The organism is uncultured Marinobacter sp. (genome assembly GCF_947259545.1).
Classification (GTDB): Bacteria; Pseudomonadota; Gammaproteobacteria; order Pseudomonadales; family Oleiphilaceae; genus Marinobacter.
This window is the reverse complement of the sequence record NZ_CAMYMK010000002.1, coordinates 928,751-947,579: the sequence shown is the minus strand read 5'-3', so window position 1 is coordinate 947,579 and position 18,829 is coordinate 928,751. Positions and strand designations below refer to the sequence as shown.

Annotated in this window: 16 protein-coding genes; all 16 read right to left on the bottom strand. The window is 54.7% G+C overall.

Annotated elements, in window-relative coordinates:
• Window position 1: 1 nt before the first annotated feature.
• The 16 genes from Q0Y21_RS04490 to Q0Y21_RS04415 all read right to left on the bottom strand — a co-directional run bounded on the left by Q0Y21_RS04490 (window position 2) and on the right by Q0Y21_RS04415 (window position 18,813).
• Window positions 2–976 (bottom strand): SDR family oxidoreductase, encoded by a 975-nt coding sequence (locus Q0Y21_RS04490; protein WP_297791965.1) that lies wholly within the window; start codon window positions 974–976, stop codon window positions 2–4.
• A gap of 31 nt (window positions 977–1,007) precedes the next feature.
• Window positions 1,008–1,880, bottom strand: a complete 873-nt coding sequence (gene rfbA / locus Q0Y21_RS04485) for a glucose-1-phosphate thymidylyltransferase RfbA (protein ID WP_297791963.1) — start codon at window positions 1,878–1,880, stop codon at window positions 1,008–1,010.
• Window positions 1,881–2,930: a dTDP-glucose 4,6-dehydratase gene (gene rfbB, locus Q0Y21_RS04480; protein WP_297791961.1), complete on the bottom strand. Its 1,050-nt coding sequence runs from the start codon at window positions 2,928–2,930 to the stop codon at window positions 1,881–1,883. It abuts the gene before it with no gap.
• A 1-nt stretch (window position 2,931) separates the two neighbouring features.
• On the bottom strand, window positions 2,932–4,344 hold the full coding sequence (cysN, locus tag Q0Y21_RS04475) for a sulfate adenylyltransferase subunit CysN (protein WP_297791959.1): 1,413 nt from the start codon (window positions 4,342–4,344) through the stop codon (window positions 2,932–2,934).
• Complete coding sequence (gene cysD / locus Q0Y21_RS04470) at window positions 4,344–5,258, bottom strand: sulfate adenylyltransferase subunit CysD (RefSeq protein ID WP_297791957.1); 915 nt, start codon at window positions 5,256–5,258, stop codon at window positions 4,344–4,346. The genes cysN and cysD overlap by 1 nt, the downstream gene beginning before the upstream one ends.
• Window positions 5,259–5,267: 9 nt before the next feature.
• The gene (locus Q0Y21_RS04465; protein WP_297791955.1) at window positions 5,268–6,230 is read right to left on the bottom strand and encodes a DHH family phosphoesterase; all 963 of its coding nucleotides are present in this window, start codon (window positions 6,228–6,230) and stop codon (window positions 5,268–5,270) included.
• Window positions 6,231–6,271: 41 nt separating this feature from the next.
• Complete coding sequence (locus tag Q0Y21_RS04460) at window positions 6,272–7,681, bottom strand: mannose-1-phosphate guanylyltransferase/mannose-6-phosphate isomerase (RefSeq protein ID WP_297791953.1); 1,410 nt, start codon at window positions 7,679–7,681, stop codon at window positions 6,272–6,274.
• Between the two features lie 275 nt (window positions 7,682–7,956).
• Entirely contained in the window at window positions 7,957–9,015 is a 1,059-nt protein-coding gene (gene wecA, locus Q0Y21_RS04455) for a UDP-N-acetylglucosamine--undecaprenyl-phosphate N-acetylglucosaminephosphotransferase (RefSeq protein ID WP_297791951.1), read from the bottom strand.
• 343 nt (window positions 9,016–9,358) lie between these two features.
• Window positions 9,359–10,495, bottom strand: coding sequence for a glycosyltransferase family 4 protein (locus Q0Y21_RS04450; RefSeq protein WP_297791949.1), 1,137 nt, complete (start codon window positions 10,493–10,495; stop codon window positions 9,359–9,361).
• 68 nt (window positions 10,496–10,563) lie between these two features.
• Complete coding sequence (gene wecB / locus Q0Y21_RS04445; protein WP_297791947.1) at window positions 10,564–11,694, bottom strand: UDP-N-acetylglucosamine 2-epimerase (non-hydrolyzing); 1,131 nt, start codon at window positions 11,692–11,694, stop codon at window positions 10,564–10,566.
• A 17-nt stretch (window positions 11,695–11,711) separates the two neighbouring features.
• Window positions 11,712–12,830 (bottom strand): capsular polysaccharide biosynthesis protein CapF, encoded by a 1,119-nt coding sequence (locus Q0Y21_RS04440; RefSeq protein ID WP_297791945.1) that lies wholly within the window; start codon window positions 12,828–12,830, stop codon window positions 11,712–11,714.
• Between the two features lie 3 nt (window positions 12,831–12,833).
• The gene (locus tag Q0Y21_RS04435) at window positions 12,834–13,871 is read right to left on the bottom strand and encodes a polysaccharide biosynthesis protein (RefSeq protein WP_297791943.1); all 1,038 of its coding nucleotides are present in this window, start codon (window positions 13,869–13,871) and stop codon (window positions 12,834–12,836) included.
• A gap of 12 nt (window positions 13,872–13,883) precedes the next feature.
• On the bottom strand, window positions 13,884–15,038 hold the full coding sequence (locus Q0Y21_RS04430; RefSeq protein WP_297791941.1) for a glycosyltransferase: 1,155 nt from the start codon (window positions 15,036–15,038) through the stop codon (window positions 13,884–13,886).
• A 33-nt stretch (window positions 15,039–15,071) separates the two neighbouring features.
• Window positions 15,072–16,160, bottom strand: coding sequence for a glycosyltransferase family 4 protein (locus Q0Y21_RS04425; RefSeq protein ID WP_297791939.1), 1,089 nt, complete (start codon window positions 16,158–16,160; stop codon window positions 15,072–15,074).
• 35 nt (window positions 16,161–16,195) lie between these two features.
• Window positions 16,196–17,566: a hypothetical protein gene (locus tag Q0Y21_RS04420; protein ID WP_297791937.1), complete on the bottom strand. Its 1,371-nt coding sequence runs from the start codon at window positions 17,564–17,566 to the stop codon at window positions 16,196–16,198.
• Window positions 17,563–18,813 (bottom strand): glycosyltransferase, encoded by a 1,251-nt coding sequence (locus Q0Y21_RS04415; RefSeq protein ID WP_297791935.1) that lies wholly within the window; start codon window positions 18,811–18,813, stop codon window positions 17,563–17,565. Before Q0Y21_RS04415 ends, Q0Y21_RS04420 begins: the two co-directional genes overlap by 4 nt.
• Window positions 18,814–18,829 lie beyond the last annotated feature (16 nt).

Genomic DNA, 18,829 nt, shown 5'->3' with positions numbered 1-18,829 from the left:
CTCACCTATTTAACCGGTCTTCCGCCAGGAAAGCCGCAGCGGTTTCCCTTAAAGCGCTGTCGACAGCCACGGGCGGCTTCCAGCCCAGGTGTTTACAAGTATCCGCAATGTCCACCTGGAGGGAGCCACAAAGTCTGTCAGCCATATCTTTACGCCCCACGAGTCGCATACCCCATTGCAGTACTCTCTCGGGAACCGGCAACAGGCGGGCCGGGGTACCCAGTGCCCGGCCAAGACGGCGCAACAGCTCCGGCGTTGACAGATCCTCGCCATCACTGACCATAAACACACGATTCGCAGCAGCGGGGTGAACCAGACACACACGGACCAGATCCACGAGGTTGGCGACAGCCACCAGACTACGGCGATTCTTGATGCTTCCCAAAGGTAAGGGAATACCCCGCTCAAGCCATACCATTAACCGGCGGAAGTTCGCCCCTACTCCGGGGCCATAGACCAACACCGGTCGGATGATCGTCACCTCCATACCGGTGTCCCGGGCCAGTTGCAGCAGTCCGTCTTCGGCCTCCCGTTTGGAAATGCCGTAAGGATCTGCAGGAGCTGGCGTATCCGACGCAGTGAACGGGTGCTCCACCGGCGTGGCCTCCCCGTTCACCTTCACCGAACTGAGAAAAATAAAACGCCGGACACCCATTTCGGCGGCCTGCCGCGCGAGCGCCAACGTTCCCTCCGTATTCACACGGCGAAACTCCGCCAGAGGATCGGCCGCTGAATCCTTCATCACGTGGACCCGGGCCGCGGCGTGAACCACCGTATCAACACCCGATAATCCAGAACGCCAGTCGGCATCCGGGGATAGATCCGGTGACTCAAAAACCTCATGAGCGTCAGGGCCAGTGCGCCCCTTCCGGAACGCGGCCCGCACCTTTATGCCGCCGGCAGCGACCAGCTCACTTACCAGTGCCCGCCCGACAAAACCGGAACTTCCTGTGACCAGAACCCGCCGCTCAGACACTCAGTTCCCTCTCATATTCACTAGCTCGGACTCACAGTCCCTGATCGGCCAGCTTCCGCAGGTATTCCCCATAACTGTTCTTTTTCAGCAACTCCGCCTGTTCCAGCAACGCTTCCCGACCGATGTAACCCATCCGGTAGGCCACCTCTTCCAGGCACGCCACTTTCAGTCCCTGGCGTTTCTCCAGGGTCTCGATAAAGCCTGCGGCTTCGTGCAGGGAATCATAGGTGCCCGTATCCAGCCAGGCGTAGCCGCGCCCCAACAACTCGACATTCAGGTCGCCACGTTCCAGGTACGCCTGGTTGACCGAGGTAATTTCAAGCTCCCCACGATCAGATGGCTGCACGGACTTGGCGATATCCACCACGTCGTTGTCGTAGAAATACAGGCCGGTCACTGCGTAATTCGATTTGGGTTTCTCCGGTTTCTCTTCAATGGAGACCGCCCGCCTCTCGTCATCAAACGCGACGACACCAAACCGCTCCGGGTCCGTTACCTGGTAACCGAACACCGTTGCACCGGTTTCCCGGGCAGCGGCAGACTGCAGTAACTGGCTGAAACCCTGGCCATAATAAATGTTATCGCCAAGGACCAGGCACACATTGTCCTGACCGATGAACTCCTCACCGATAATAAACGCCTGGGCCAGGCCATCCGGGCTGGGTTGTACCGCGTAGCTCAGGTTGATACCGAACTGGCTGCCATCTTCCAGCAGGCGCTTGAACCCCTCCTGGTCTTCCGGCGTGGTAATGATCAGCACATCGCGAATACCCGCCAGCATAAGCACAGACAGCGGATAGTAAATCATCGGCTTGTCATAAACCGGCAGCAACTGCTTGGAGATACCCCGGGTAATCGGGTACAGACGCGTGCCGGAACCGCCGGCAAGAATAATCCCTTTCATTTACGCTACTCCCAGTCGCTCACGTTGATAGCTGCCATCCTGCACACGACGACACCAGTCCAGATTGCTCAGATACCACTGCACAGTCTTGCGGATACCGGACTCAAACGTTTCATCCGGCGCCCAACCCAGCTCCCGCTGGATCTTGCTGGCATCAATGGCGTATCGGAGATCATGCCCCGGACGATCCGCCACATGGGTAATCAGCTCCCGGTAGTTCCGGTCCGTGGGGGCCAACTCTGTCAGCAGGTCACAGATGGTATGCACCACCTCGATGTTCTGCTTCTCGTTATGGCCGCCAATGTTGTACGTCTCGCCAATCACACCTTCAGTGACCACTTTGTACAGGGCGCGGGCGTGGTCATCCACATACAGCCAGTCCCGCACCTGGTCCCCCTTGCCATAGACCGGCAGCGGTTTGCCATCCAGGGCATTCAGAATCATCAACGGGATCAATTTTTCCGGGAAATGATAGGGGCCGTAATTGTTGGAACAATTCGTCACCAACACCGGCAGCCCGTAGGTCCGGTACCAGGCCCGCACCAGGTGGTCCGAACTGGCCTTGCTGGCTGAGTAGGGAGAACTGGGGGCATAAGGTGTCTGCTCGGTGAACAGATCTTCCGGCCCTTCCAGATCCCCATACACCTCATCGGTGGAGATATGGTGAAAACGGAAGGCCTCCTTCCGCTCTCCCGTCAGCCCTTTCCAATACTGCCGCGCCACTTCCAACAGGGTGTACGTGCCAACAATGTTGGTCTCGATAAAAGCGGCAGGGCCGTCGATGGAGCGGTCCACATGGCTTTCCGCCGCCAGATGCATGACGGCATCCGGTTGATGCTCCTCAAACACCCGCTCCAGTTCGGCGCGGTTGCAGATATCCACCTGTTCAAAGGCATAGCGGTCGCTGCCACTTTCCTCAGCCAGGCTTTCCAGGTTGCCGGCGTAGGTCAGCTTGTCCAGGTTAACCACACTGTCACCGGTATTGCCGATGATGTGGCGTACAACGGCCGAGCCAATGAAACCGGCGCCGCCGGTTACGAGTAATTTCATATCAAATCGCCTTGCAGTTCCACTCCGGGTAGTTCTCGCGGATAAACCTGTTCAGGTTGCGCTCGGCCTCGGTGTAATCACGGAGTACTGCACCGCCGGCGTCGTCAAGCTGGCGCTCAACCATACCTGCTGCAACCGTCACGTTGGTCATCCGGTCGATCAGGATAAAGCTCCCGGTGCCCGGATGGCGCTGGTAGTCCTCTACCACGACCTGCTCGGACAGCTCCACATCGCACAGGCCGATGGCGTTGAGTTCCAGCCCACCGTCTACCTCTGCATTGCGGGCCAGGGTGTTTACATCCACCTCTTCCATTACCCGGTTGACGTAGCAATTGGTGACCTTGGTGCCAATCTTGATGCCGTACTCACGGCCCGGCTGCAGGGCTTTTTCGTTCATCCACACGATATGTGCGGCAAAGCGGTTCCCCATCTTCGGTCGGCTGTTGGCATGCACCAGCAGATCCCCACGGGAGATATCCACCTCGTCTTCCAGAGTCAGGGTGACCGCGTCCCCCGGCCACGCCCGGTCAATTTCACCGTCGTAGGTATGAATGCCCTTCACACGGGACGACTTGCCGGAGGGCAGCACCGCTACTTCATCACCCTTATGCACCACTCCACTGGCGAGCGTGCCGCAGTATCCGCGGAAATCCAGGTTCGGACGATTCACATACTGTACCGGGAAGCGCAGATCGGTCACGTTCTGGTCTTCCAGAACTTCCACCTGCTCCAGGATGTTCATCAGGGTTTCACCGTGGTACCAGGGCGTTTGCTCGCTGCGGTTCACCACGTTATCGCCGTTCAGTGCGGAGATGGGCACGTAATACACGTCTTTCAGGCCCAGCTGGCTGGCCAGCTTTTCGTATTCTGCACGGATGTCGTTGAACACATCCTCAGAGAAATCCACCAGATCCATCTTGTTGATGGCTACCACCACATGCTTCAGCCCCAGCAGGCTGACAATAAAGCTGTGCCGGCGGGATTGGGTCAGCACGCCTTTACGGGCATCGATCATCACCACGGCCAGGTCACAGGTGGAGGCACCGGTGGCCATGTTGCGGGTGTACTGCTCGTGGCCCGGGCAGTCGGCAATGATGAACTTGCGCTTGTCCGTGGAGAAATAGCGGTAAGCCACATCAATGGTGATGCCCTGCTCCCGCTCGGAAGCCAGGCCATCCACCAACAGGGCCAGGTCCAGCGCTTCGCCGGCATTGCCCTGGCGTTCGCTGTCTTTGTGCAGGGCCGCCAGGTGATCTTCAAAGATCAGCTTGGAATCGAACAGCAAGCGGCCAATCAGGGTGGATTTACCGTCATCGACGCTGCCGCAGGTCAGGAAACGCAGCAGGTCCTTGTTTTCGTGCTGATCCAGGTACGCCAGGATATCGGATTCAATTAATTCTGAGGCGTGTGACATTAGAAATACCCTTCGCGTTTTTTCTGTTCCATGGAAGCTGCTGAATCGTGGTCAATAACCCGTCCCTGGCGCTCGGATGTGGTGGTAAGCAACATCTCCTGAATGATCTCAGGCAGGGTCGCCGCTTCGGATTCGACGGCACCGGTCAGTGGATAACAGCCAAGGGTACGGAAACGTACGCTCTTCATCATCGGCTTTTCACCGGGCTCCAGCGGCATGCGGTCGTCATCCACCATAATCAGGGTGCCGTCCCGCTCCACCACCGGGCGTTCGGCGGCATAATACAGCGGTACAATGTCGATATTTTCCAGATAGATGTACTGCCAGATATCCAACTCGGTCCAGTTAGACAGCGGGAAAACACGGATGCTCTCGCCCTTGTTCACCTTGCCGTTATACAGACTCCACAATTCCGGGCGCTGGTTCTTGGGGTCCCAACGGTGGAACTTGTCCCGGAATGAATACACGCGCTCCTTGGCACGGGACTTTTCTTCATCCCGGCGGGCACCGCCAAAGGCGGCGTCAAAACCGTACTTATCCAGAGCCTGCTTCAGTGCCTGGGTTTTCATCACATCGGTGTGCTTGGCGCTACCATGGGTGAACGGCCCAACGCCCTGCTCCACCCCTTCCTGATTAGTGTGCACAATCAGTTTCAGGCCAAGCTTTTCCGCCATCTTGTCGCGGAACTCAATCATTTCCCGGAACTTCCAGGTGGTGTCCACATGCATCAACGGAAACGGCGGCGTGCCCGGTGCAAAGGCCTTCATGGCCAGATGCAGCATGACGGCAGAATCCTTGCCGATGGAATAGAGCATGACCGGGTTATCGAACTCGGCCGCTACTTCGCGGATGATCTGAATAGACTCCGCCTCAAGCTGTTTGAGGTGGGTCTTCTTTGGAGGGGTTAATGTCATGGTATTCCGTTAGCTCCAGAACTTGGCAATTACATTTAGGAATTCTTCCAGCTGATCCGCCGGCAGCGCGTTTATACCGGCTGCGGCCTTGCGACCACCACCAGTCGGGAACTGCCGGGCCAGTTCATCCGCACCGGTACGGTTATTCAATGGCGCCCGAATGCTCACCAAATACGTGCCATCGGCTTTTGCCGTAACAATGGCACAGGCATTATCCGGATTGCGGTTGGCCAATTCATTGCCCAGCACGCCGCTGACACGACGTGCCCAGGGCTCATCCGGGAGCTGCACAACCAGGGAAGATGCATTCTCCGCCAGCACCGGCGCCGCCAGACCGCTGGCCATATCGGCCTCATACCCGTCCCGGAGTTTCTGCCACGCCGGCGGCTGGGATGCGATCAACTCCAGCGGATCCTCAAACTTCACAAACTCCCGGTACAGATCCGCCGGGTGGAAGTGCAGGTCCTCAACCGTGGCGCCGTAGCCATTATAATTGATGCACACCCCCAGGGTCTTGAGCGCGTCGGCCTGCTCCTGATCAAGCCCGGCCCCGGCAGCCAGCTCGCCGGCCACCGCATTCAGGTTATCCCCAAAAGCAGCCGCAATGGCCCAGTTATGAAACTGGCCACCAAGATGCTGATCGACCAACAAACTGGTACAGGTCGTCGGCTGGGTATCAATCAGTGCCGTAAAGCCATCATGCTCTGGCAACGAGTCCCCGGGGAAGTGATGATCCACGTAGAACACGCGACTGCCGGCTGACAACAACGCGTCCACGGCGTCCCGGTTCTTGTCCAGGCTGATATCCAGAATATTCACCTGGGCCGGCTCAGTGACAGGCACCTGCTTCGCCAGCTCGATATCCCGTTTCACGCCGGTAATCAGGGTGCTTTCAACGGGATTAGCCAGGCGCAGTTGAATCAGCGCACAAACGCCATCCGCATCCCCGTTGAAGACATCAAAGTTACGCATAAATCATTCCATATCGTTTTCAATTGCGCGCAGTATACACGTCATGAGCGCCCATACCGATCCTCAAGCCTGACAATGTCATCTTCCCCAAGGTAAGAGCCGGACTGCACTTCAATCAGCTCCAGATCAATAACTCCGGGGTTTTCCAGCGCATGGACCTGCCCTACGGGGATGTAAGTGGATTGATTTTCCGTAACCAGATAACTCTTCTCGCCATTGGTCACCTTCGCGGTGCCACTCACCACAATCCAGTGCTCGGCCCGATGGTGGTGCATTTGCACAGACAGCTTTGCGCCGGGCTTCACCGTAATGCGCTTGACCTGATAGCGAGTACCGTGATCCACCGAATCATACACACCCCACGGACGGTACACTTCCCGATGATTCATATGCTCATGGCGACCATCGGACTTAATGGCCTGAACCACCTTTTTAACGTCCTGAACCTTGTCCTTATGGGCTACCAGGACCGCGTCCTTGGTTTCGATCACCACCAGGTCGTCCACCCCCAGCGTGGCGACCAGCCGGTGATCTGCCCGGACCAGAGTATTGCTGGTCTCTTCGGTAATCACATCGCCGGTCACGCTATTGCCGCTGTCATCCTTGGCGCTTACCTCCCACAACGCGGACCAGGACCCAATATCGCTCCACCCCGCTTCCAGAGGCACAACCGCGGCATCCGCCGTGTTTTCCATGACCGCGTAGTCGATGGACTCATCGGGGCAGGCAGCAAAAGCTTTCGCATTGACACGGCTAAAATGAAGGTCCTGACTGCTATCGGCCAACGCGGCCTTGCAGGCTTCATAGATATCGGGGCGGTGTGCCTTCAACTCGTCAAGATAACGGCTGGCCCGGAACAGGAACATCCCGCTGTTCCACAAATAGTCACCGGATGCCAGGTATTGCCGGGCAGTCTCTTCATCCGGCTTTTCGACGAATGCTTTAACGGCGGCTCCGCCGCCCGCAAGCCCGGCGCCCTGCTGGATATAGCCATAACCGGTTTCCGCCTTCACCGGCACAATCCCGAAGGTGACCAGCTTACCCTCTTCCGCCAGGGGGATGGCCTGCTCAATACTCTGATGAAACGCCGCCACATCCTCAATCAGATGGTCCGCCGCCAACACCAGCATCAACGGATCATCGCCCGCCTCCTGCAGCACCATCGCCGCCAGGGCAATAGCGGGCGCGGTATTCCGGCCCACCGGCTCCAGAATGATGCGGGACTGTTCACGCCCGATGGCGCGCATCTGCTCAGCAGCCAGGAAACGATGTTCTTCGTTACAGATCAGAACCGGGTTCGCCACCGTTATCCCATCCAGGCGACTCACCGTGGCCTGCAGCATGGTCTGGTTTTCATCGGTCAATGCCAGGAACTGCTTGGGATTCAGCTGGCGCGACAGCGGCCAAAGGCGGGAGCCGGTGCCACCGGCCATAACAACAGGACAAATCATATTGGCGATTCCTAAAGGAGATTGGCGAATCGAAGGACGAAAACGGCGGAGCTTGCGTTCCCCACGCTCAAATCGGGATCACAACTCCGTCCTGCGTCAAAAAATATGGCGCAATTCTACTTTATTGGTTTTACCAAACAAGGGAAGGAAGGCCAGACCAAGGCATGGCTCAGGCTTTTGGAGCAGAAAAAGAATAGCCGGCACACAGCTTTAGCATGCCTGATTAGCAAAGCGTAAGTAGGTCGGATTAGTAGAGCGTAATCCGACAAGAAACTCTACAAATGCTTTCTCTTGCGGAAGAGAACCAACAGCCGCCAAGCGTGACTTAACACCCAGTCATACACCGCAAACATACCTACAAAAAGAGTAAACATGAGCCACTCGGGCACCTGGAAACGCTCTCCAGCCAACCCAATGGCAGCAAATACCAGAGAAACCAGGGTTATGACCAGCAAGGCCTCCCGGTCGGTAAACCCGGCCCGCATAAAGATATGGTGCAAGTGCTCCCTGTCGGGCTTCATCACCGACTGCCCCTTGCGGGCACGGCGCACCATGATGGCGACCATATCCATCAGCGGAATGGCGATAATCCACAGAGCGGTCACTGGCCGCAGTGCCTGAGTTTCAGGCTGAGTACCTTTCACCAGCAGCCAGACAATGGAAAATCCGATGAACATGGAACCGGCATCGCCCATGAAAATTTTCTTTCTGAAGGGCGGCATACGAAGGTTGGCTGCCAGGTACGGCAAGAGAGCAATAGCAATTGAGAACGCCAATGCCAGCTCCAAGCTGTTTCCGGGAGCCTGCACGAAAAGAAAGGATAGGGATAATAATGTAACCAGACTCATGCTACCGGCCAGGCCATCAATGCCGTCAATCATATTGAAGGCATTCGTCGCGCCAATAACCGCAGCAATGGTGATCAGCGGCCCCAACCAGCCAAGCTCGATCACGCCCAGCCCCAGCAGATCCCCAAAATGCACCAGGGATACCCCAGAGCCATAGGTTAGCAGGGCCCCCAAGGCTACCTGGGCCCACAATCGAAACTGAGCGGGTACGTCCCGTGCGTCATCCACGGCTCCCAGCAATACCAACATCAGGGATGCCAACAGGTAAATACCGTAACCCCCGATCAGCGGCATGGAAATCATCCAGGCGGCGAACAACCCGATAAACGCACTCAACCCACCGGTTAAAGGTACCGCGCCCTTGTGTACCTTACGGTGGTCAGCCACATCCAGCAGGCGAACCCGCACGGCAAACGGTTTGAGAAGCAACAAAGAGAAAAATGCGATAAAACCGGAGGAAAGGCCCAGAGAGGCTGCGGATTCCATATACTTCCTTGTTTTATATCCGGGAGGCTCGTGAGAATGCCCGAGCAGATTACCTTAAAAGTACAGTTTGTGACCAATATCACAAAAACCTTTAACACTGCTTTACAGTTGGCCTATTTTGGGATGTCAAATAGTGCCAAGCAGTATTGCACCAAAACGTGTTCCCTAAGTTTTGGCAGGCAAAACCAAACCGGGAGGTAATCCCCGGTTACAACCGAAGGTCCGCCTCCCCCAGTGGCAACACACCTTTCAGATCGAACAGCACACCATCATCTTTCAGGAACGCACGCAGTTCCGTCGCTGCCAACTCGGCATATTCGCGATGTATATCCGCCGTTTCCTGTCACTTCTGCAGGGCGCCAACAACCTGCTTGACCGCAGCCTCAGGGCAGAAAAGCCGCTCATAAAGCCCCCTACAACGAGAAGACAAGCCTTGATCCTGTTCACACTGCTCGATCAATGCTTCTGCCATTTGCTGCAGCGATTCCACAGCGCCATCCGTTGCAACAGTTCCAACTTGCTCCTGACGAATCACTTCAACCAGGTCATTGCCTTCGTTGATATTGGCCAACACAGGCAATCCACTCTGCATATAGGTCAGGAACTTACCCGGGATATTATGGGTTTTGTGTTTGGGGTGGAGCGCCACAAGACCAATATCACACTGGGCATAAAGCCCAGGTATCTCATCCGGATCGATCTCATCCTGGAAAAGCACGTTTTCGAGCTTTCGACTTTGCGCTTCGTCTGCCAGCCTTTGGGCATCACTCCCCCGGCCAACAAAAAGAAAGCCTATATCCATGCGGCCGCGAAGTGCATCGGCCAGGTCCAGCAAGATATCCATGCCTTGGGCTACACCCATGTTTCCGGCATAAACAAACACTTTTTTGCCAGCCAAGGATGTTTTCGAGATATCAATGGAACAATGCCCGGCCGGCGCGTCCGACAGCCAGTTCTGTAGCACTTCCAGCTCCCCTGCCCGGCGTTGTTTCCAATCATCGAAATAAACAGCGTTTCCAGGTGTCTGAATACCGATCACATCAGCGACTGAATACTGATAGTTGGCCACCGCTTTAAAAAAACGATAAGGCAACCCCCGCCCCATCAACCCCATGTCTACCGCCCACTCGGGAAAAATATCCCGAATGATAAGGTAGCTTCGGCACCCACTGGCCTTTTTAAGAGCACTGGCCACAGGCCCAAAGAAGATGCTTGGTGCATACCACACCACGCCATCCCATCGAGTATCCGCCAAAGGGCTTTTGCGGAGATTGCTCAGCATGGAAAAGGGCATCATCAACTCGCCCAGCGTGCGCTGAACGTACCCGATATCCTTGGTTCGTGGCGCCTTTAGTCGCAACACCTGAACCCCATCCATCTCCTCAAGCGCCCACGCCTGATCAAGGCTGTCACTGGGTAGCACCACAGTAAGCGAATGCCCCTGCCTGACAAACTCACGAGACAAATCCCGTAGCTGCACAGCCCCGGATGTCCGCAACGGAGGAAAGGTATCCGCAATCAGCACAAACTTCATGTGTCGTCCCTGAATCAGTATTTTTTCCACACAACCCGGTTCACATAGTCCGTATAACTGTGAATTATACGAACCACCTTGTCCGCCACATTCGGCATGCTGTAATCCGCAACCAACCGCAGGGTGCGTTCATCACCCCGCCCCTGACTGTCGAGGATCGCCAGGCCCTGCAGCACCCGCTCCTTGCCCAGCCCCACCATCATCGCAGCGGCTTCTTCCATGCCTTCCGGGCGTTCGTGGGCCTCCCGGATATTCAGAGCCGGAAAGTTCAGGATAGAGGCTTCTTCATTGATGGTACCGCTGTCAGACAACACAGCCTTCGCGCTCAACTGCAGTTTGTTGTAATCCTTGAAGCCCAGCGGTTTCAGCAGGCGCACGTTCTTATGGAACTTGATAGTCATCATATCCACCCGCTTCTGGGTTCTGGGATGGGTAGAAACAATCACCGGATATCCATACCGCTCCGCCACCGCGTTCAAGGTGTCTACCAGGGCCAGAAAGTTCTTGTCCGAATCCACGTTCTCTTCGCGATGGGCACTCACCACAAAGAACTGCCCTTCCCTCAGGCTCAAACGTTCCAGAATATCGGATGCATCAATACCTGCGCGGAAGTGATTGAGCACTTCGTACATGGGGCTGCCGGTTTTGATCACCCGGTCTGGCAACAGTCCTTCGCGTAACAGGTAATCCCTTGCAATGGTGCTATAGGTGAGGTTGATATCCGCGGTGTGGTCCACGATACGGCGATTGATCTCCTCGGGTACCCGCATATCAAAACAGCGGTTTCCGGCCTCCATATGGAAGGTAGGGATCTTGCGACGCTTAGCAGGAATAGCGGCCATGCAGCTGTTGGTATCACCCAACACCAACAGGGCTTCCGGTTTCACTTCAGCCAGCACCTTATCGACCGCAATAATCACGTTACCGATGGTTTCCGCACCGCTGGCTCCAGCGGCACTCAGGAAATGATCTGGCTTGCGGATACCCAGATCCTGAAAGAAGATCTCATTCAACTCGAAATCGTAGTTCTGGCCGGTGTGGACCAGAATATGCTCGCAGTGCTCATCCAGCTTGGTTATTACCCGGGAGAGGCGAATAATCTCGGGCCGGGTCCCGACCACGGTCATTACTTTCAGTTTTTTCATGGCAGTTCCAAAATCGGTCAGGCTTCGGTACCCACCGGGCACGCAAAGGTATCCGGGTTATCCCGGTCAAAAATTTCATTGGCCCAGAGCATACAAACCAATTCGTCTTTCCCCACGTTGGTGATGTCGTGGGTCCAGCCTGGTACAGTTTCCACAATCTCCGGCGTAGTGCCTTCGGTGAACAGCTCGTAGAACTCACCGGTGAGCATGTGGCGGAAACGGAAACAGGCCTTGCCCTTGATCACCAGGAACTTCTCGGTTTTCGAGTGATGGTAATGGCCGCCACGGGTGACACCGGGGTGGGCGGTGAAGAAAGAGAACTGCCCGGCATCCGGGGTCTTCAGCATTTCCACAAACACGCCGCGCTCGTCGCCATGCTGGGGCACGGTGTAGGTGAAACGCTCCGGCGGCAGGTAGCTCACGTAGGTGGAATACAGCGCCCGTACCAGCCCGGTGCCCACCGGCTCGGTAATCAGGTTATCTCGGGTGGCTTTGAAGCGGTTCAGCTGGCTGGCCAGTTCACCCACGGTGATCTCGTAAACCGGCTCAACATTCACAAAGGGGCCAACCAGTGGTTCGCCAGTCAGCAAGGTCAGGAAGCTGGCCACTACGTCGTCCACATACACCAGGTTGATCACTGCGTCTGGGTCGTTGACCTGTACCGGCATATCCCGTGCAATGTTGTAACAAAAGGTGGCCACCGCCGAGTTGTAATTAGGCCGCGCCCATTTGCCAAACACATTGGGCAAGCGATAAATGTACACAGGGTTGCCAGTATTTTGATGTAGCGCCAGCAGGGCTTCTTCCGCTTCCCGCTTGCTGGTGCCGTAATCGTTATCTCGCTCGGCCTGAATGGATGAGCTATAAATGACCGGAATCTTCCGGCCACAGGCCTGCACCGCGTGACACAAAGCTTGGGTGAGCCCGGCATTGCCGGTGGTGAACTCGACGGGGTCCTGCGGACGGTTGATGCCGGCCAGGTGCACAATCCAGTCCACCCCTTCCAGCAGACCCGGCAGGTCCTGTTCGGTGTGCTCCCGGGTGAAAGGCACCACGTCAAAGCCGCTCTTCTCCTGCAGATGCATTTGCAGGTTCTTGCCGATAAAACCGTTTGCTCCGGTTACCAGTACTTTCATCAATCAGTCCTCCGGGCTCTGGTATTCACCCCGCTCCAGGGCACGAATGAAATCCAGTTTACGCAATAGGGTTTGCATGCCGGCGACATCCAGGCGTTCGGTGTTGTGGGAGTTGTAATCCTCAGTGTGGGAAATCTTCTCCTCACCCTGCTCCACAAACTTGCCGTAGTTCAAGTCCCTCAGATCCGGTGGCACCTGGTAGTACCCTCCCAGGTCTTCCGCACAGGCCATTTCTTCCCGGCTAAGCAGCGCTTCAAACAGTTTCTCACCGTGGCGGGTACCGATAACGTTAATCGGATGGTCCGGCTTCCCCAGCATATCGGTAAGTGCCCGCGCCAGCGTTTCAATCGTAGCGGCGGGAGCCTTCTGCACGAACAGATCACCATTGCAGCCATGTTCAAAGGCGTACAACACCAGATCCACCGCGTCCGCCAGGGTCATCATGAAGCGGGTCATGTTCGGATCGGTAATGGTTAATGACTTACCCGCACGGATCTGGTCCGCGAACAGGGGAATGACCGAACCGCGAGACGCCATCACATTGCCGTAGCGGGTGCCGCAGATCACGGTTTTCTCTGGATCGACATTACGAGACTTGGCCACCATCACCTTTTCCATCATGGCCTTGGAAATGCCCATGGCATTGATGGGATAAACCGCCTTGTCCGTGCTCAAACAAACCACCCGCTTCACTTCGTTCTGAATGGCCGCTTCCAGCACATTCTCTGTGCCGATGACATTGGTTTTTACCGCCTCCATGGGGTGAAACTCGCAGGAAGGCACCTGCTTCAGCGCCGCGGCGTGGAAAATGTAATCCACCCCCCGGGTAGCATTCAGAACCCCATTAAAATCCCGCACATCGCCAATGTAGAACTTGAGTTTCGGATTGGCGTAGCGCTTACGCATGTCATCCTGTTTTTTCTCATCCCGGCTGAAGATACGGATTTCTTCAATGTCGGTATCCAGAAAGCGGTTGAGAACAGCACTACCGAAGGAACCGGTGCCGCCGGTGATTAACAGAATCTTCTTCTTGAAGGGCATGTGGAGTAATCCTTACTTCTTTTCGTAGGCGTATTTAAACAGGGCGATGTTGGCTTCTACGGCATCTCGTTGGGAGAATTTTTTTTTGGCCCAGGCGAGTACCCGCTTGCGCACTTCCTGATACTCATCCGCAGGTATGGTGGCTAACTCATCTAGCACAGCGCTGAAGGCATCAGGATTATCAAGAGGCAGATCCCAGCCGATACCCTGCTTCTGGAGGTCTCGCCAGGGTGTGGTGTTTGCAATCAACACGGGCAATCCAGCGCAAAGCGCCTCAGCGATGACATGCCCGTAGTTCTCACCTTTGGTTGGGAAGAAAAAAACATCACATTTCTCAAGTGTTTCAACCACTTCAGCGGGATTTAGCGTGCCCTTGTGCTGAACTTGAATGTGTGGTGGCAATGCCCCAATGGCCTTTTCACACTCCCGCCAATAATCCAGGTCTTCAATGGGCCCGTAAATATCATAATGCAGAGGCTGCTCAACCTTCCTCAACACCTCAAGGGCCGCTACTAGGTTCTTTTTCGGCGAGATCCGGGAAACAAAAACAGCCTTTAGCGGGCCGAATTTGCGAGGTTCCAGTCTTTCAGCAAACTCTTGGGCGCCAATGTCCTCCGCAACCTGAATGTCAACTCTCGAGCCTAAAGCCCGGCAAATGTCTGCCGCTTCGAAATCACTGGACGCCTGAAACACCGTACTCCGGTGCAATCCAAGCAGCTTATACACTTTTATAAACAAACGCTTCTTGGCAGGTTTAAGTGAAAGCGCACCTTCAGAAAACTCGCCCCGTGGGCCAAGTACCACTTTTTGGCGAAGCGCCTTAGCCAGCAACAGCGGAAAAAAAGAAAAGCACGGGGAGAAAAAACTGTTCAGGTAAACGAGCTCATACTCTTTGGCACGCAGTTGCCGGGCGATCTGGGCGTAACCGGGTTTGCCGGGTTGGACATAGAACACCGAAGCATTGCCAACCTGATTCCAGGTACCGCAGGTTACCGAGGTGTATGGAGAGGCATCCCCCAAGTCCCTATCGCTGGTCATGAGTTTGAAGGTTATTTCATTGCCCGCCTGGTCAAACAGGTTTTTGATGGTTTTTATGGGGCCACCCCCTTTGTAGCCAGGAAGGTAGAAGCCGGCGAAGGTGAGGATGCGAACATTCAGTTCTTTCAAATAAACTCTCCATTGTACCAATTAACTCAAGAACTAGTGACCACTTTCAGCAGCAGAGACATTCCAAGGAGGTTTAGGTGCGGGTGCAGACGTTTCAATAGCCTCAAGAATACCTTTCAGATACTCGGCCCCCGCTGGCCCAGCTAGGCACCGGGCCCACTCCGCCAGCTCGTCACACTGCTGATCGCTTAGCCTCCCCCCCCCAACTCTAGCATCCAGAAGAGTCACCAAGTCATCGACACGGCCAGACTTAAATACCCCACCATAACCACTAGCTTTTGCAACAACTGCCGCACCGCAGGCGTCACTACAAATGGCAGGAGTACCACTCATCAGGGCCTCCGAAACCACTGCACCCCAGCCATCGTGCCTGCTGGGCAGCACCAGACAATCTGCCAGCACCATCTGCGCCCTTACCTCATCCATAGGCAGTCCGCCAACCCAATCCACACGCCCAGGCAAAGCATCCTCAGCCAACAGCTTTAACTGGTCTTCGAGAGGGCCCGAACCTACAACCGCCAACTCCACTTTTTTCGAATCGAGTCGAGAAATTGCGGTGATCAATATATCCAGGCGTTTAAGCTCTATAAACTGGCCAACGAAAAGTATGCGATAACGGTCGGGGGCTGAATGTTTGTGCGTGGTAGGCCTGGTTTCTGTTTCCGGCAAGAAGTACGCGAAGGGAAAAACCTTGTGACTGGCTACGCCACGTTTGATCAACCAGTTTCGTGTTGAAATTCCTGAAGCCAGAACGCCGCTAAGATACCGTCCAAAACGAAAGAAGAGAAATCGATATATCAACCTTTTGATAGCACCCTGCCAGCCTTGATCATCGACTGTTTCCATCACTACTAACTGCTTTCTACCCAACTTTCTTAACGACTTTTGAGCGACACTAACTAAGCCATTAGAGCGAATTCCCTGACAAATATGTATGGCTTCCGCTGGAGCGCCTGCCACGATCGATTTTACCGCAGCTTTAGTGGGCGCAAACTTCAACTGCGCGCCGCCCAAATCTGGCACAGTCCAGCCTTGCGCCACACGATCTGCTGAGATTTCGTTCTGAGCGACAAACGTAACATTGTGCCCTGCATCTGCTAATGCTTTAGTCAGTCCGGCCATATGGGGACTCACAATTGACTGCCAAAACCAAATTTTCATTTAAACTCACCCGTTTGCTCACGGTACACTCTAGTCGCGGCCCAAGTAACGCCAATAAGCACGAACAGCCCCATACCTCCAGGTGAGAAAAACACGTTTTCTCCCATGTTAATGAGGAGTGCAGTTGCCAGAACTGATATGGACACGACTCCGTTTTGGGACGCCCTCACTACCAAAGCCATCATCCAAAGTACGACTATGGTTGCACCAACCCAACCCAGCTCTTCCAGGGTTGCCAACGGAAGAACGCCTTTTTCAACTGGCGCCCCAATCGGCAATCCCAATAATGGATCACGCTCCACAACCATCAAATCCGGCTCAGAAGCAATACCAAATCCTATCCCGGTTAACGGGTTTTCTCGGATGTTGACGAACATCCTATCGATCAATCCCCCTCGAGACTTGTTATAAGCCTCCGCAATACTCTCAACAGACCCAGCCCTACCAGATTTCGAAATATAATGACCAACCTTGTCTCCAATTTGCGGTGCAAAAACAACACCCAAATACAAAGCAACGCCTGCAATTCCCCAAACGCGCCGGCTCCGCAAGCCAGGAAGAACAGCACGAATGCGCCGCCCTGAAAGCACCGGCACAGACGCAATAGCCATGCAGAGCCCAATTACCAGCGCCAGCCCTGCGGTGCGGGCTTCGCTGGCCATGATGAACAGCAGTGAAACGCCAAATATCCCAAGGTATTGCCAGGAAGGCCTTTTCTCAGAAAACAGCTTGCTAGCCGCGATAGCACCAAGTATGGCCATCGTCGGGCCGAAAGCCTGTGGATGGTTAAGAATGCCCTGAAAGCCGCTACCGTTGCGCAAATACCCGAGTGGCAGCACAAACAGCGGAAGACTGACGGCCATAATTGCCACCAACCCCAAGTAAAGATGCCGGAAAAGCTTCTCTCGATCGCCGGACGACAGACCAGACCAGGCCGAGAACAGAGTTGCGGTGACCACCAACCAAGATACTGCCTTAAGGATAGAGACATCCGGCATCGGACTGGCGAACATTGAGTGAATCATAATGAACACACCCAACCCAACTGTAGAAAGGACAATTCCTGAAGAAGTAAGTGAGCCCGACCTTATTCCAGTGCGCGCAAATACCGCGATGAAGGCGCCGAGGAATACCATGTATCTACCAATGCTGCTAAAGCTAGCGCCGGGGGCGAGCCCGGGATTGACCATGGTAAAAAGCCAGCACAGCGATAGTGCTTTAATCGCTTGGGCTCGCCCCAAAGTAGCGTAGGCTGCGAGAATCAGGAAGCTGAGGGTTGCAGTTGGTGCTGTTGCAACTCTGAGTAAAATTAGGGAACAGAACGCTAAAGTAATGGCTATCTGATTGCGGTCAATTTTTACTTTCAAGTGAACTCCGCCTTCGGCAGGGCTTCGTTACCTATCTCGTTATCGGCAACCTGGCCTTGAAACCCCAACAATTCCAACATTTTCTGTGCGTTAGTTTCCCAAGTAAAATCTTGTGCTCGCATATATGCAGCGGCTCCCATCGTAAGACGTAAGCTGGGATCCTCAATCAACCGTTCTAAATAATCTGAAAGTGCATTTGTATCTTTTGGATTTATCAAAAAACCTTGTTTGCCGTGTTCGAAAATATCTTCTGCGCCATTTTCATAACATCCAATTACTGGCTTGCCCCTTGCCATCGCCTCGAGGTAAACAATACCGAATGCCTCACCCCAGCTAGGTAAGGAAAAAAAATCACCCCTCGAAATCTCTTCCATGGTGTCCAGATAAGGCAAGCGCCCCAGAAAATGAACCTGCCCAGAAAGATTTAGCTCTTCGGACAAACTGATAAGTTTGTCTTTCTCAGGACCATCGCCAACAATTACGTACTCGAACTCGAGGTCCGGACTACGACCGGAAAGCTCGGCAAGTGCAATGAGGTTATGGTCAATTCCCTTCAATTCAATGAGGTTCGAAACGCTCACAATTCGCACCTTGGTCCGGCTATCAGCTTCGTGCGACGGAGCCCCCGCCCCGGATGGCAAGTCAGTCCCATTACTCACCACAATCTGCTTCGATTCTGGCACACCCAACGATGAGGCGTGCTTTCGTAAGGGGCTACCTACCAAGGCAATGGCTTCGGAGCTTTCGGTGAATCCCGCATACAGCGCTTGCATTCCCCTTCGCTGAGAAGCTCTTGCTAAAAGTGGATCAACACCGTGCAACACAGCCACAACCCTGCCCGTTACTTTGCCTCGCCACATAGGCAAGGACATGTTGGCATACCGGCTACCATGGACAATGCTGCCGCTAAAGCCCCCACCAGACTTCACAATCTTTTTAATTGCTCTTGAATAAAACAACCCAGCCAGCCAAGCATTCAACCTTAAAGCAAAGTAAGGTTCGGACAAACGCTCCGGGAGCCTCGCCGTAACAGATAGCTCGATCGCTACTTTATCTGTTGGTAGATTTAGCTCACTAACTGTCAAAAATGGGGAGGCAGGCCTACCAATCGTCTTAGTCAGCAGCACTGTTATACTCACACCCAGTCGCGCAAGTGCTGCAACCTGTTGAACAACAAATACCCCCGTGATCGGATTATCCTGCGTTGGCCAAAATCCCGACACAATCAAAAGCTTTGGAGCCTGCAAAACCTACCACCTGGAA